Below are 15,648 nucleotides of genomic sequence, written 5' to 3'. Positions count from 1 at the left end.
TGAGGATGAAAGTAAATGTAGGTAAAATTGTAAATATGCACGGCGTAAAAGGTGAAGTAAAAATTCTTTCGGCTTCTGATTTTGCAGAAGAGCGTTTTCAACCTGGGAAAACATTGTTAATACCATTTAAAGAAGAAACAATTGAATTAGTGATTAAATCTTATCGCGTGCATAAAAACTTCCATATGGTTGCATTCGAAGGTATTAATAATATTAACGATGTAGAACAATATAAAGGTTTAGATGTGTTTCAGGAAGTAGATACCACTGAATTACCGCTTGAAGAAAATGAGTATTATTATAGTGATATTATTGGCTGTGAAGTATACAACGATGGTCAGTCAATAGGTAAAGTTACTGAAATTTTTGAGACAGGTGCAAATGATGTATGGGTGGTTAAAGGTGAAAAAGAACATTTAATTCCTTATATCGAAGATGTTGTCAAAGAGATTGATATTGATAATAAGAAAATAGTGATTGAAGCGATGGAAGGGTTATTATCTTGAGAATCGATTATTTAACGCTTTTTCCAGAAATGTTTGAGATTTTAAATCATTCAATCATGAAAAGGTCACAAGATAAAGGCATTGTATCGTTTAACACAGTAAACTTTCGAGATTTTGCTAATAATAAGCACCATCAAGTCGATGATTATCCTTATGGTGGCGGTCAAGGTATGGTTTTGAAGCCTGAACCTGTTTTTAATGCGATGGAAAGTCTAAGAACTACAAAGGATACCAGAGTAATATTGATGTGTCCGCAAGGAAAACGTTTTGATCAGGCGAAGGCAGAGGAATTGGCCCATGCCGAACATCTTGTCTTCATATGTGGCCATTACGAAGGGTATGATGAGCGTATTCGTACAGAACTTGTTACAGATGAACTTTCTTTAGGTGACTTTGTTTTAACTGGCGGTGAATATGCTGCTATCACGATGACTGATGCTATAGTGAGACTGATACCTGAAGTTTTAGGTAATGAAGTATCCCATGAGGATGATTCTTTTTCAAGTGGATTATTAGAACATCCTCAATATACACGTCCAGCAGATTATAAAGGAATGAAAGTACCTGATGTATTATTAAGTGGTAATCACAAAAACATTGAATCATGGCGCCATATGGCTTCATTAAAACGTACTCTCGAAAGACGTCCAGATTTGCTGGAAACTTACCCACTAACGGAAGAAGATATAAAAATCTTAGAGCAACTTAAAAATAGTCATTAATCACAATGATATTATTTAATAATATATTGACTTGTAGAATGTAACCCTGTATAATTAATCAAGTGTGAAAAGCACAATAATCACTATGATCCGCTGAGCAAAGACTCAAGAACATAGGCAGAAGGAGAAGAATATTATGTCAAATAATGTATTAATCGATGCTATTACTAAAGACCAATTACGCACAGATTTACCATCATTCCGTCCTGGTGATACTTTAAAAGTTCACGTACGTATCGTTGAGGGTTCTCGCGAACGTATCCAGGTATTTGAAGGTGTAGTAATCAAACGTCGTGGTGGCGGAATTTCTGAAACTTTCACGGTTCGTAAGATTTCTTACGGTGTTGGTGTGGAACGTACTTTCCCAGTACACACTCCAAAAATCGAGAAAATTGAAGTATTACGTCGTGGTAAAGTACGTCGTGCGAAACTTTATTACTTACGTAGCCTTCGTGGTAAAGCTGCTCGTATTAAAGAAATTCGTTAATAGAAGCAAGTTCAAAGTCACTTCGTTTGAAGTGGCTTTTTTTATTAAAATTATTCCACTTATTTTTAATACTAAAAGGTTAAAATAGATAATCCGATAAAAATAAGCCAGTTAAAAATCAAAATTGATTGATAACTGGCTTATTTTTATTTTTTTAATATGAGTATTGTTTCACTTGATAATTTGCTTTCTTTATAACCAGATTGACTATATTGTTGTATTAACTGTGATTGTGGCGTCCCCTGATTCAACAAGGTTCTAGGTACAACTACATAATCGATGTATTTATCCACTTGTTTATCATTGTGATAATCAAGATCAAATAGATTTTTATGATGCGCTAATTGCGTCGTATAAAAGCCATACGTCAAAATATTTTTATGAGATGGTATTTGCTTTAGTGTATTTTTTTGTGACTGATAAATATTTGGGTTATCTAAATAAGCTTTAATACCATAAGTTGATGGCTGCATCAAGGTGAAAAAGATTGATGCAGAAATAATACAAGCAGCGATTAATCCATAATAGACAGTTTGGTTTTTAAATGGATTAATAGCTTCATGTTTAGTAGACGTATTATCATTTACAAAAGAATTTACAGTTAAAATTGTCATAAACAAGAGTAAAGCAGTACTGCCATAATGATATTGAAAACCAAAGTCAACTTGATAAGGGAAATCGCTCAAAAGATTTATCACGAGCATGGGAAGTAAGAATATATAGTTGATCAGTGATTTTTGTATCATTGGTAGAAAACCCATTGCTACAATCAGTGTGATAATATATTTTATTTTGTTAAATGTAAATATTGCACTTAGAAAATAAACAGGATTTAATAGAATATTGATTATTACGTCTTTTAAACCACTTTGACCTGGTAACATGAAGTTTGTGAATCTTGTTGTCATGGAGCCATCCCCATAAGTATTTAAATAATATAGGCAAATCATAAAGTAGATGAGTGGCAGTAAAATTTGTGTTAAAACAATCATGACACGTCTTTTGAAATTATTAGTAAATTGACGATTAAAGATAAAGAATAACCCCACTGTCAGAACATAAATCATACTATCTTCTTTAATCAAAAGCGTAATAATCACGATTAAAATCAAACGGATATTCCACTGCTTTAAATTGGCTAGTATGAGCCAGAAGAGCATCGGTGTTAAAAAGCAGTTTTCGTGTAAACCGTATAGATGAGAACTTGTTAGTGTAGGTGTTAAGATGAAAAGCACTAAACAAAGATGTGTTAGAAATACATTGAACTTAAAATGTTTCAGGATGAAATAAAATGGTATGATGCCGCTCATTGTGACAACAACTTGCAATACTTCTAATGTTTCAGGTTTAGGAACCAGCATATAGAAGGGGAGTAAAATATAAAATATTGGGGAGACATGCACATGAAAATGGGTCATCCACTTATCTCTTTCAAGTGTTGTCATTGGGCCGTAACCATTACGCATACTCTCAAACATTTGTGTAAATAATCCTTTATCATACGTTGCAAATCCCATAACGAGCTCTTTACCTATCATGATAATAGAAACATAGAGTGTTACTGATAGACCAATTATTAATGTCAATATCCATAAGCGCTTTTCATTGTGATTATTTGTAAAGGTTTTTGTGAACTTATGTGGATTGAAATACTTATACACTATGATAGCGGTGATAATAAATAGAGCTACGTAAGTACCCGTTAATACAGCTTTGATTAATGCAATATCTTTATCAGTTAAACTATAATTAAATTTCTGTAATGATGCTCCGTTCACCCGGAAAATTGATGCTGTTTTTATGAAAAGTACAATGCATGTAAAGATACTGAACATCATCCAAGGACTATTCGCACGCATTAGTTTAGTTGAAATGATAATAGCGATAAGTAAAAGTCCGACAGTTATTGTTGGACTAGGCGCCTTAATTGAGGCACATATCAAAAATATACAAGTAAGCAGACAAAAAGTTTCGATAGCTGTGAGGCTAATAAATCGATGCAAGGTAAACATCAATAGCGCAATGAACGTTATGACTGCGATAAACATTAAATATGATTGCGGACGAAACAGTTCAAAGTAAAGATGTTGATCATCTACTGTGAAGATACTAATGAGTGCATAAATCATATACGCACTCATCAATATAAAAAATAGGTGATCAATCCATCTTTCATTACGAGTTATTTTTGTTTTAAATTTAGATAAATTGAATCTCAAAACTAATCCTCCCTACAACTTAACAGATGATCTTCTTCAGTATATGTGATATGCGTCTGCTCTTGATGTAAGAATTTTCTATGATAGACGAAACGGCTAAAGATAATAGCTAAAATGATACTTATAATTGCGATACATTGCATGAGATGAAAGTAGGGTGGTGTATATTTTATAATGATTTTTTTGGCTTCTTTTTCAACAGGAATAGTAGTCATTAAATAGTTTCCTTCCATAATATCAGCTGACTGACCATCAACTTTAGCTGTCATACCCTTTAAGTATGGAATAGGAATCACTACATATCCTTTGTCATGCTTGCCTAATGAAATCTCCATTTGATCTTTATCTTTACTAAATTGATGAACATCCTGTGTTTTGGATGCAGATTTTAAATATTGATAATCTTCTCCGTATATGCCTAACAGTTTGTAATCATATATGCCAGGTTTTAACTTTAATTCAAGTAACGCATTCGCTTTGACCTTTAATGTGATGACCGGATTAAACCTTCTGTAATCATCATCTAACGGCTTACGAGATTGATAGATTTCATTTAACCAGACATAATGATAATCTTTAAATGTTTTTGATTCAATGTGCATTGTAACATAGAGGTCCTTATATTGCTTTATTATAGAACGCGGTATTTTTATATGAACTCCACCATTTTCCTGCGTCACATTTAACTGATTATGAGAGAGAGATGCGTGATTCAATGTTACTTGTGCATGTTCTAATAAATTTTTAGAAGGTGTTATTTTGCTGTTCCCTTTATTGTTAATCACTACACCACTCAGCATGGCATGTTCACGGTCAATAGGTGTATGAAGTGTCTTTGGATTAAATATTTTATTTGTGACACGGACAAAAGGTAATGCATTCATATTTTGATAATCAATATAGCTTTTTGTTTGATTGGGTTCTGCATATACAATGCGTTCTTTAAATCCGAAAGGCAATGTAGCAGACGGGTTAAAACGAATAGTATGATTGACATTAAATAAGCTATATAGATTAGCGCGTTCCCCTAAACCATAATAAATAGAATTACTATCCGTCGACATCGTGACATTTAAATCTTTATCGTAAAATTTAAGAATATCCTTATCAAAAATCGAAGAATAAAGTTTAATTCCATTAAATTTCTGATACATCGGTGTATTATGTGTACTTGAAGTTTGCCATTCAATACGATCAACACTTGATTGAGTAGATTGAATGTCTTTTATCATTGCATTTTGTGTTTTCGAGTTATAATTTTCAGAGTTTAAAAAGTCGATATTACGTTCATTAAATGGATGTAAAGTATCCATTTGCTCAGTTACATATTCATAAACAAAAACGAAGTTCATGATTAGAATCGTACCATGTAAAATATTTAATAAGTAAAGTGGTGCGAATCTATGTATGCAAAAATAGATAATAATACAAATAAGTGGTATGAATAACAACCAGATTAAAAATTTTTCATGTCCATAAACTGATATTGGATAGATAACACATAATGGTATAAGAGAAATCAAAAATGATTTTCTGTCGATATATTTTAAGTGATTTAAGTAATGTGCAATGAGAACAGATGATGTAAAAATGAGTAAATAAATCCAGCGTCTCTGATCAATTGAGAACCCGTTAAAGAAACTATCGAATAATGGACTTAATGAGCAAATCATAAAAATTAAAGTAATCGCACTGAACAATCGATACATATAATGTTGGTATAATTTAAAAGTCATAAGTGCAATGACAGTGAGGAAACAAATAACTACATAGTAACCATCATAGAACAAATTATAAAAACCAACCATATCTATCAGTGGTTGTATTTGTTTAGGAGGTATCGATCTGTCATTCATTAAATAACTTGAAATACCGGTAAATATTCCGACTGCAGCGATGCCTAAACCTAACAGTGCTGCAATTGATAGTAAAATAATTTTTTGAACACGAGTCACACAATCTGTTGCTTTCGGATAAACTACACGATAAAGAAAATAAGCCATTACAAAAATAAATTCATAGTAACTAAAATAAAAATTTGAATGTAAAGTAAGTGCAATAGCAACAATAAATAAACCGATTTTTCTCTCATGGAAGAATCGTTCCATTCCGTAAATAGTCATAGGTAACCAAAGCATGACATCACTAAAGAAACTCCATGTAAAAGTAAAGAAGAAATAACCTGTAGACCATCCATAAATTACTGCACCAGTCATACTTGATAAAGGGTTGATATTTAAATATCTTAATAGTTTATAAGTCATGAAGATAATCAAGGTCAGTTTAATAATGGAAATAAAAATTTGATTTTTAGCCCAGAATACAGGATCACCCGTATCAAGAGGTAACATTAAATCTCCTAACCATACAAATAGAAAATTCAGATAGGATAAAGGCGCTGTTGAGTAATAATAAGCGAGACTGCGAAAGAAATCTCCACCAATACCAAAATCCATATCGTAAAAGAAATGAAAATGAGTAAACTTATTATATAAGTACATCTGGAATGGAATCATTTGAGCCAAACCATCGCCTTTACCTGTAAACAATGTACCATCTTTGAGTAGCCTGAAAATTACAAAACTATGAGCAAGGAGTGACATTAATAATGCCACTCCTAAAATTTTAATATGATTGATTTTTGTTGCATCGTTTATTTTATATTTAATCATGTTATAACACCCTTTGTTTACGATTCATCTTCAAATAAAGATAGGAAATGATAACACCTAAGATTGAAATACTTACCATTAAATAAAAGTAAGGTGGTATATATTTAAATTCGATTGTTTTATCCCCTTTTTTTATTTTTATAGCACTCATTATATAATTGGCACGCTCTACCTTAACTGTGCGACCATCAACTTTAGCTGTTAATCCATCACGATAAGTAATCGGTGCTGTTAAATAACCGTCTTGTGAGGATTTAAGTTTTATTGTCATCTTATTACCTTTTTCTTTAAATGTGTAATCGTTATTAGGTTGAATATTTGATAGCGTTTTATAGTCTTCTCCGTAAATGCCTTTTAAATTTAGCTTATAGGTTCCGGCAGTTAAGCCGATTAAAATTTTACCGTTCTTAGGTTTTACGCGATACATTAAGTCATCATAATGCGTTCTGTATTTACTTGTCTGAAATAATCTATTGTTAGCATAACCATTGATATTGATCTGATGATTAGTAATAGGTGATTGTAATTGAACGAACATTTCTACATAAAAATCTTTATATTGATTACGCAAAGAATAAGGTATTTCAATAACTAATCCACCGCTTGGAGGATTTATTTTTAATATTTGGTTTTCTTTAATCCATTCTGCTCCTGATGTCTTGACGTTCATTGAAGGTAAAAGATTACTTGATTTTTCAATTGAATAATTCGTTGGTAAGTCGTCTAAAACGATGCCTTCAAGCATTGCATGCTCACGATCAATCGGGGTTGATAAATCCTTACTGTTGATTATATTTTGCGTGATTCGTACTAAAGGAATCATCTTTGTATTTTCATAAATTTTATACTTTCCGTTATTTGCGATCAATTTAAAGTTTTCAGGAATGTCAGTCTGATAAGCTTTACGAACTAAATATCGGACATTCATTAACGATTCCAGGTTACTGCGAGAGTTAAACGTAGAATAACGTGATAATGATTCTTCCTTAATATTAATCTTAAGATGCTTGTAATAAAAATCAATCAATGAGCCATCAAAAATACTTGAATATAAAGAAACACCATTGAATTTTTGATACATCGGTGTATTATCTTGTTCTAATACACGCCAGTCAATTCTTTCACCTGGCTTCAGTTGTTTTTTTAATTCTGTAATAATTTGACGTTGTAATGGCGAATCATAGACGCTTGATTCAATATAACTTAATTTGGCGCGATCATTAATACCAGGATTATAATTATCCAGTTTATTATGCACACGTACAATATCCCAATTAAGAAGAATGATAGATGCAATAAGCAAATAATACAGCCCTTGTTTGACCTGATGGTGACGAATGACTAATACAAGCAATCCGATGATGACTATAACTGGTAATAACCATACCCACGTAACATCTTTATGGATATAATGATGACTCATAAAGACGATGATTAATCCTGGAATAATTGAATACAGATAATTTTGGATTGAGATGGATTTGAACCTCATGATATAGAAACCAATTAAACCGCTTGTAAAGAATGTAATCAAATAATGCCATCTTTTTTGTGGTGCACTAAAGCCATTGAAAACTGAATCAATAAATGGTGTGAAGCTCAAAAGCATCAAAGCGATAGACATAATGGCAAAAAAGCGATAATAATAATGCTTATAAAATTTAAAAGTAAGCAATGCCTGTAAGGTAATAAACAACACAATGACCAGGTAATTATCATAAAAAATATTGGCATTCTGATCAAATGGATCGAAGAGTGGAATCTTTTGCGTATAGGGTGCTCGTTCATTCTGGAAGAAACTCTTCGCACCATAGAAAAATGCAAAGGCACTGATCATAACCCCAAGGATTGACATCACAAAGAAATGCAGCCATTGCTTCGCGCGTCCGACGTGATCATACTCACTTCGAAATATATTTCTTAAAACGAAATAGATAACACCAAATAGTACCTGATAATATGCAAAGTAAAAATTATTAATAAAGATACATGCAGTGGCTAATAAAAATATACCTTTCTTTTCCTGCTGAATATATTTTTCTATTCCTAACAATAATAATGGTAGAAAGATAAATACATCACTAAAAAATGACCAGTATAAAGTAAATCTAAAATAAATTGCTGAGGTTAAAAATAAAAATCCTGAGAGCATTGCCGCCACTTTGTCCATCTTTATCGTTCTGAAATATAGATAACTGAAGATAATACCAGCTGTTGATTTGGCGATGGAAATAAAGAATGCATTTTTTGCCCAGAATGTTACCGTATCAACATGGAAATTAAAAAATAAGTCTAAAAACCTTACTGCAATCATATTGAGAAAGAAAATAATAGAAGTTGAGTAGTAATAAGCAAGATCTGTATAATAATCTCCTCCGAGACCAAAATCCAAATTGTAGAAAAACTCTCCTGATATAAATTTGTCATATAAATAAAGTTGCATCGGTAACATTTGTTCAAGTCCATCATTTGGACCGGTAAATATCGTACCATCCTGGAAAAAACGATAAATATAAAAACTATGGCCAAATACAGCTAATAATAACGCTATTAAAATTAGAATTGATAGACGTTTTAAATAATGTGACGTTCTATTGTTCATAAAGACTCCTTTGTTAATATATAGGTTGTAATCATATATGTGACAGGTATTGTAAAAATAAGCGCTGGAAATGGGGCCCATTCTGCATTTAACGAAAATATGTCGACAAATAGATAGAGCAGCAATGTCTGAACCCCCATATTAACGACCTGCGTTAAAGGAAAGGCGAAAAATTTCTGCCATGTAGGCTTTACATGATATACAAAATAGCAGTTAAGAAAAAATGAAATAATAAATGCTGCTAAAAAACCTGTAATGTGACTAAATAAATAATTTGTCTTTAAAATTTTTAAAAAAATGAGATAGATTAAATAATAGTTTGCTGTATTGATAATACCTACAATAACAAATTTAGCAAATCGCTTGGCTTTATTCATTTCCATGATAATCACCCGGCTGATCTATATTGGTTTCCTTAACAATATAGTGTGGTCTTTTCTTTGTTTCAAAATATATCCTCCCAATATATTCTCCAACGATACCCAAACTAAATAGTTGCAAGCCACCAAGAAACAGCACTGAAGATATAATTGTAAAATACCCTGGTTCTTCAATGCCATGTGTGATGATTTGTATTAAAGTTACAAAAATATATAAGAGACATAACACCATGGTCACAGCACCTAGATAAAAGCATATTCTAAGGGGCTTGTTATTATAACTGATGATGCCGTCTATTGCATAATCAATTAATTTTAAAGTAGAGAACGATGACTCGCCTGATTCACGCTGAATGTTTTTAAAAGAGATAGTCTTTTTATTAAATCCGACCCATTCAAAGATCCCTTTAGAGAATCGATTGTATTCCTCTAATGCAATAATACTGTTGATCACATCACGAGAAATTAATCTGAAATCACCTTCGCCGTCTGTAAGTTTTACGTCAACAGCACTATTGATTAATTTATAAAATATTTGCGTAGGAATTTTTCTGAATATGTTTTCGCCAGTTCTGTCGCGACGCATGACAACCTGGTCATATCCCTCCTGAAAAGCATGTATCATTTCAGGGATATATTCTGGTGGGTGCTGCAAATCTGCATCCAGAATAATTGCGCAATCACCTACACAGTTTTTTAAACCTGCTATCATCGCAGCTTCTTTACCGAAGTTTCTTGAAAATGATAGGTATTTAAAATGATTATCTAGTTGTGCCAGATTTTTAAGCATTTTTAGTGAGGCATCTTTTGAGCCATCGTTAATTAACAGGACTTCATATTGATAATGTGGATTCATCGTTTGTGTAATTGCATCATATAGCTTATGTATATTTTTTTCTTCATTATATATAGGAATAATTAACGAAATTAGCATATAATCTCCTCAAAATGTAGTTATCATACTAATATAGTATATAATATATTAATATTATAGTTGAGTAAGACATATAATTCATTAAATAAACTGTAAGGAGAATATAAATAGATGACGATTCAATGGTTCCCGGGTCATATGGCCAAAGCAAGACGAGAAGTTACAGAGCAATTAAAACTGGTAGATGTTGTATTTGAACTTGTAGATGCACGTATTCCGTATTCATCGCGTAACCCTATGATTGATGAGGTGATAAAAGATAAGCCACGTGTTGTATTGCTAAATAAGATGGATATGGCAGATATAAATAAGACTAAGCAATGGATGAAATACTTCGAAACGCAAGGATTCTATCCGGTTTTAATTGACAGTAAAAATGGAAAAAATTTATCACAAGTAACGAAAGCAGCGGAAATTGTGACAAAAGAAAAGTTTGATCGTATGAAAGCAAAGGGTTTAAGACCTCGTGCAATACGAGCAATGATTGTCGGTATACCTAATGTCGGCAAATCGACATTGATCAATCGACTGGCCAAAAAGACCATTGCCAAAACAGGGAATATGCCTGGTGTGACAAAGAAACAACAATGGATTAAAGTTGGAAAGTCATTAGAACTGTTAGATACACCAGGTATATTATGGCCAAAGTTTGAAGATCAATTTGTCGGTAAAAAATTAAGTTTAACAGGAGCGATAAAAGATAGTATTGTCCACTTAGATGAAGTAGCGATATATGGTATTGAATATTTACAACAGCATGCACTGGATACGCTGAATAAGCACTATAATATAAATGTCGCTGAAGATACACCATATGTTGAGGTGTTTGATGCGATTGGTAAGTCTAGAGGCTTAAAATTACGTGGCAATGAAATCGATTATGAGAGTGTTGTAGAACTTATTATTCGCGACATCCGTAATGAAAAGATAGGTAAATATACTTTTGATAGTCTGGATTTATTAGAGGATAAAGATGAAGAGTAGTGACTATAGTATTTCCCAGCTTAAAGCTATCATCAGTAACATGGATGAAAGTAGTGTAGAAGAACTATTTGAACAGGAAGCAAGGATAGGGGCATTAAAATTAAAATCTCAACGATTAAAGCAAATTGATAAAGAACAAATTTTAAAACAACAATATTATAAAATGCTTCAATATGAGAATAAATATTCAGGTAAAGTCATTGCTGGCGTTGATGAAGTAGGTAGAGGACCGTTAGCTGGACCAGTTGTAGCTTGTGCGGTTATTCTTGACGCATCCCATGCTTACTATGGTCTTAATGATTCAAAGCAAATGTCAAAGTCTGCGAGAGCACAGATTGAATCTCAATTAGTTGAACAGGTCACTTATAGTATTGGTACTGCTTCGGTCGAAGAAATTGATACTATGAATATATATGAAGCTACAAAGGTTGCGATGCTAAGGGCAATAGAAAGCTTACCAGTTTCCCCGGATGTATTATTGATTGATGCGATGAAACTGAATACAGGGTTAATAGAGGAGTCGATCATTAAAGGGGATGCAAATAGTGTTTCGATTGCCGCAGCAAGTGTTATTGCAAAAGAATACCGAGATCAATTAATGGCAGCTTATGCGCAACAATACCCTGGATATGATTTTGAACATAATGCAGGATATGGCACAAAAAATCATTTAACCGGAATAAACAATCAGGGTATTACACCGATACATAGAAAGTCATTTGAGCCGATTAAATCAATGGTAAATCAAAAATAACACAATTATCTAAAAAAAGACGTGATATCACGTCTTTTTTAGGTTATTCAGTTTACAATAGCGCTTACATTTTCTATAATTGAAACGTAAGTTAAATAATTGTGCAATCTAGGAGGATGGAAAATGAATATCCATGAGTATCAAGGGAAAGAAATTTTTCGCTCTATGGGTGTAGCAGTACCAAATGGTTCAGTTGCTTACACACCAGAAGAAGCAGTCGAAGTAGCTAAAGGTTTAACAGAAGGTGTTTACGTTGTTAAAGCTCAAATTCACGCAGGTGGTCGTGGTAAAGCTGGCGGCGTTAAAATTGCTAAATCTTTAGAAGAAGTTGAAAACTATGCTAAGGAATTACTTGGTAAGGTTTTAGTTACACATCAAACAGGTCCAGAGGGGAAAGAAGTAAAACGCCTGTTAATTGAAGAAGGCTGCGATATTCAAAAAGAATATTACTTAGGATTCGTTTTAGATCGCGCAACAGATTCAGTAGTTTTAATGGGTTCTGAAGAAGGTGGAACTGAAATTGAAGAAGTTGCAGAAGCGACACCAGAGAAAATTTTCAAAGAAGTTATCGACCCTGTAGTTGGTTTAATGCCATATCAAGCACGCCGTTTAGCATTTAATATCAATATTCCAAAAGAATCTGTAAATAAAGCTGTAAAAATTATGTTAGGTTTATATGATGTTTTCATCAAAAAAGATGCTTCAATTATTGAAATTAACCCACTTGTTACAACTGGTTCAGGTGATGTTTTAGCATTAGATGCAAAAATTAATTTCGATGCCAATGCATTATTCCGTCAAAAAGATGTTCAGGAATTACGTGATTTAGATGAAGAAGATCCAAAAGAGATCGAAGCTTCTAAATATGACTTATCATATATTGCTTTAGACGGTAATATTGGTTGTATGGTAAATGGTGCAGGTCTTGCTATGGCTACAATGGATACTATTAACCATTTTGGCGGCAATCCGGCGAACTTCCTTGATGTAGGGGGCGGCGCAACGAAAGAGAAAGTTACTGAAGCTTTCAAAATTATTTTAGGTGATGAAAAAGTAAAAGGTATCTTTGTAAATATCTTCGGTGGCATCATGAAATGTGATGTTATTGCTGAAGGTGTCGTTGCAGCAGCAAAAGAATTAGAATTAACTATTCCTTTAGTTGTACGTTTAGAAGGTACAAATGTCGATCAAGGTAAAGAAATCTTAGGAAATTCAGGATTAGCAATCACTCCAGCTAGCACAATGGCTGAAGGTGCACAAAAAATCGTTGAATTAGTTAAAGAAGCTAAATAGGAAGCGGGGATAATCGTGGGAGTATTTATTGATAAAGATACGAAAGTAATCGTTCAAGGTATTACAGGATCAACAGCATTATTTCATACAAAACAAATGATAGAATATGGTACAAAAATCGTTGCTGGTGTAACACCAGGTAAAGGTGGCATGGAAGTTGAAGGTGTGCCAGTATTTAATACGGTAGAAGAAGCTGTAGAAGCAACTGGCGCAACAGTTTCTGTTATCTATGTACCAGCACCATTTGCTGCAGATGCAATTGTAGAATGTGTAGATGCTGAGTTAGACTTAGCAATTTGTATTACTGAACATATTCCGGTATTAGATATGGTTAAAGTGAAACGTTATATGCAAGGTAAGAAAACACGTTTAGTAGGACCAAACTGCCCGGGTGTAATTACAGCAGATGAATGTAAAATCGGTATTATGCCAGGATACATTCACAAAAAAGGTCACGTAGGTGTTGTGAGCCGTTCTGGAACATTAACTTACGAAGCAGTACATCAGTTAACGCAAGCTGGTATCGGCCAAACAACTGCAGTAGGTATTGGTGGGGACCCTGTAAACGGTACTAACTTTATCGATGCGCTTGAAGCATTCAATAACGATCCTGAAACATTAGCGGTTGTTATGATCGGTGAAATTGGTGGAACAGCAGAAGAAGAAGCTGCTGAATGGGTTAAAGCTAATATGAAAAAACCTGTAGTTGGATTTATTGGTGGACAAACTGCACCTCCAGGTAAACGTATGGGTCATGCTGGGGCAATTATCTCTGGTGGTAAAGGTACTGCAGCAGAAAAAATTAAAACAATGAATGCTTGTGGTATCAAAACTGCAGCAACACCTTCAGAAATCGGTTCTACTTTAATCGAACGTATTAAAGAAGAAGATGGTTTATATGAAAAATGTTTAACGATTAAATAGTTGTAAGCTATTATCACTTATATAGAACCGAATGATGCTTTGGACAGTAAAGCATCATTCGGTTCTTTGTCATGCAAAAATATATAATATTAAATTGATATATTTAACATATAATTATCCAAATATTATTAGAATATCGTTGAAATAATTTTATTTACTTTATATTTCTATCTAATCTTAATAATTTAATGAATAAAATTTACAAAGGATTAATTTGTATCACCTATCGTTATCAAAGAGGTGATACTTTTGAAATTTACACATGAAGAACAGATAATACTTAAACTGATCGAATCCGGTTTTTCAACTCAGCAATTGCATAAAATAAAAAATAATTTTAATACATTTGATATTCCCTATCAACGAATGCTTCCAGTCTTAAAAAAATTATTTAGTAAAGATAATAAATTAGAAATAAAGATCAACAAATATAAAAATACTGATATATTTGAAATCTATAATACATTATCCGCGCGTAACGTTATTCCAATTTTTTATCACTCAGAAAATTATCCATATTTACTAAAACAAATTTATGATTTCCCGTTTGTGATATTTTGTAAAGGTGATGTTCAAATACTAAGTTCAAGTAGATTATTAGCGATTGTGGGTAGTAGAAATAGAACATCCTATACCTCTGAAGTTATAGAACAGTTTATGCCGGAGATTGTGAGAAATAATATTACAATTGTGAGTGGTCTGGCAAAAGGTGCAGATAGTGATGCGCATATGGCAGCAAATTATCATGGTGGTAAAACGATTGGCGTTCTGGGATTTGGACATGACTATTATTATCCGGAGGAAGTGACACTGCTTAGACGTAATATGGAACGTCATCATCTTGTGATCAGTGAATATTATCCTACAACACAAATTGCCAAGTTTCAGTTTCCGGAGCGCAATCGTATTATTAGTGGTTTATCGAATGGTGTTCTTATTACTGAAGCAAAGCTTAGAAGCGGCAGTCTGATTACATGTGATCAGGCATTAGAACAAAACAGAAATGTGTATTGTATGTCTGGACATATTACATCACCATTCTCTCAAGGATGTAACCAAAAAATTGCAGAAGGTGCAAAAATCGTTGTCCGTATTGAAGACATCTTAGAAGATTTCAGTTGACTAAGTTTCTTCTATTATAATATTAAAATATAATAAATTTTGTCATAAT

The 15,648-nt window shown here is 32.9% G+C and carries 13 protein-coding genes; 8 read left to right on the top strand and 5 right to left on the bottom strand.

Annotated features, from left to right (window positions below; all coding sequences use genetic code 11):
- The first annotated feature begins 5 nt into the window (after window positions 1-5).
- From rimM to rplS, 3 genes are all read left to right on the top strand, one after another.
- Window positions 6-506, top strand: a complete 501-nt coding sequence (rimM, locus tag ACMGE6_RS11740; protein ID WP_414046617.1) for a ribosome maturation factor RimM — start codon at window positions 6-8, stop codon at window positions 504-506.
- The gene (gene trmD, locus ACMGE6_RS11735; protein WP_414053912.1) at window positions 503-1,228 is read left to right on the top strand and encodes a tRNA (guanosine(37)-N1)-methyltransferase TrmD; all 726 of its coding nucleotides are present in this window, start codon (window positions 503-505) and stop codon (window positions 1,226-1,228) included. The genes rimM and trmD overlap by 4 nt, the downstream gene beginning before the upstream one ends.
- 136 nt (window positions 1,229-1,364) lie before the next feature.
- Window positions 1,365-1,715: a 50S ribosomal protein L19 gene (gene rplS, locus ACMGE6_RS11730; protein ID WP_096076732.1), complete on the top strand. Its 351-nt coding sequence runs from the start codon at window positions 1,365-1,367 to the stop codon at window positions 1,713-1,715.
- Between the two features lie 146 nt (window positions 1,716-1,861).
- On the opposite strand, the gene ACMGE6_RS11725 is transcribed toward rplS, so the two are convergent.
- The 5 genes from ACMGE6_RS11725 to ACMGE6_RS11705 are packed head-to-tail and all read right to left on the bottom strand — an operon-like array spanning window position 1,862 to window position 10,522.
- Window positions 1,862-3,934 carry a DUF2079 domain-containing protein gene (locus ACMGE6_RS11725; RefSeq protein WP_414053911.1) on the bottom strand — a complete coding sequence of 691 codons (2,073 nt, stop codon included), beginning with the start codon at window positions 3,932-3,934 and terminating at the stop codon, window positions 1,862-1,864.
- A gap of 2 nt (window positions 3,935-3,936) precedes the next feature.
- On the bottom strand, window positions 3,937-6,606 hold the full coding sequence (locus ACMGE6_RS11720; RefSeq protein ID WP_414053910.1) for a YfhO family protein: 2,670 nt from the start codon (window positions 6,604-6,606) through the stop codon (window positions 3,937-3,939).
- 1 nt (window position 6,607) lies between these two features.
- Window positions 6,608-9,208, bottom strand: coding sequence for a YfhO family protein (locus tag ACMGE6_RS11715; protein ID WP_414053909.1), 2,601 nt, complete (start codon window positions 9,206-9,208; stop codon window positions 6,608-6,610).
- A complete protein-coding gene (locus ACMGE6_RS11710) occupies window positions 9,205-9,591 on the bottom strand; it encodes a GtrA family protein (RefSeq protein WP_414046612.1) in 387 nt (128 codons plus the stop codon). Before ACMGE6_RS11710 ends, ACMGE6_RS11715 begins: the two co-directional genes overlap by 4 nt.
- The gene (locus ACMGE6_RS11705) at window positions 9,578-10,522 is read right to left on the bottom strand and encodes a glycosyltransferase family 2 protein (protein ID WP_414046611.1); all 945 of its coding nucleotides are present in this window, start codon (window positions 10,520-10,522) and stop codon (window positions 9,578-9,580) included. The genes ACMGE6_RS11710 and ACMGE6_RS11705 overlap by 14 nt, the downstream gene beginning before the upstream one ends.
- 111 nt (window positions 10,523-10,633) lie before the next feature.
- On the opposite strand from ACMGE6_RS11705, the gene ylqF reads away from it, so the two are divergent.
- From ylqF to dprA, 5 genes are all read left to right on the top strand, one after another.
- A complete protein-coding gene (ylqF, locus tag ACMGE6_RS11700) occupies window positions 10,634-11,506 on the top strand; it encodes a ribosome biogenesis GTPase YlqF (protein WP_414046610.1) in 873 nt (290 codons plus the stop codon).
- Window positions 11,496-12,260 (top strand): ribonuclease HII, encoded by a 765-nt coding sequence (locus tag ACMGE6_RS11695; protein ID WP_414053908.1) that lies wholly within the window; start codon window positions 11,496-11,498, stop codon window positions 12,258-12,260. The genes ylqF and ACMGE6_RS11695 overlap by 11 nt, the downstream gene beginning before the upstream one ends.
- A 123-nt stretch (window positions 12,261-12,383) precedes the next feature.
- Complete coding sequence (gene sucC / locus ACMGE6_RS11690) at window positions 12,384-13,553, top strand: ADP-forming succinate--CoA ligase subunit beta (protein WP_414046608.1); 1,170 nt, start codon at window positions 12,384-12,386, stop codon at window positions 13,551-13,553.
- A gap of 15 nt (window positions 13,554-13,568) precedes the next feature.
- Window positions 13,569-14,477, top strand: coding sequence for a succinate--CoA ligase subunit alpha (sucD, locus tag ACMGE6_RS11685; RefSeq protein WP_414047994.1), 909 nt, complete (start codon window positions 13,569-13,571; stop codon window positions 14,475-14,477).
- A gap of 249 nt (window positions 14,478-14,726) precedes the next feature.
- On the top strand, window positions 14,727-15,599 hold the full coding sequence (gene dprA, locus ACMGE6_RS11680) for a DNA-processing protein DprA (protein WP_414053907.1): 873 nt from the start codon (window positions 14,727-14,729) through the stop codon (window positions 15,597-15,599).
- Window positions 15,600-15,648: the final 49 nt, after the last annotated feature.

The sequence above is a fragment of the Macrococcus equi genome, from assembly GCF_047426745.1.
GTDB classification, from domain to species: Bacteria; Bacillota; Bacilli; order Staphylococcales; family Staphylococcaceae; genus Macrococcoides; species Macrococcoides equi.
Note: the sequence above shows the minus strand (reverse complement) of the source record. Positions and strands in the feature narration are given on the sequence as shown.

What these genes read in the sequence shown, in the direction of transcription:
- ACMGE6_RS11705 (WP_414046611.1), bottom strand. Translation starts at nt 10,522, where the DNA reads ATGCTAATTTCGTTAATTATTCCTATATATAATGAAGAAAAAAATATA.
- ACMGE6_RS11695 (WP_414053908.1), top strand. Translation starts at nt 11,496, where the DNA reads ATGAAGAGTAGTGACTATAGTATTTCCCAGCTTAAAGCTATCATCAGT.
- ACMGE6_RS11710 (WP_414046612.1), bottom strand. Translation starts at nt 9,591, where the DNA reads ATGGAAATGAATAAAGCCAAGCGATTTGCTAAATTTGTTATTGTAGGT.
- sucC (WP_414046608.1), top strand. Translation starts at nt 12,384, where the DNA reads ATGAATATCCATGAGTATCAAGGGAAAGAAATTTTTCGCTCTATGGGT.
- ACMGE6_RS11720 (WP_414053910.1), bottom strand. Translation starts at nt 6,606, where the DNA reads ATGATTAAATATAAAATAAACGATGCAACAAAAATCAATCATATTAAA.
- ACMGE6_RS11715 (WP_414053909.1), bottom strand. Translation starts at nt 9,208, where the DNA reads ATGAACAATAGAACGTCACATTATTTAAAACGTCTATCAATTCTAATT.
- rplS (WP_096076732.1), top strand. Translation starts at nt 1,365, where the DNA reads ATGTCAAATAATGTATTAATCGATGCTATTACTAAAGACCAATTACGC.
- ylqF (WP_414046610.1), top strand. Translation starts at nt 10,634, where the DNA reads ATGACGATTCAATGGTTCCCGGGTCATATGGCCAAAGCAAGACGAGAA.
- rimM (WP_414046617.1), top strand. Translation starts at nt 6, where the DNA reads ATGAAAGTAAATGTAGGTAAAATTGTAAATATGCACGGCGTAAAAGGT.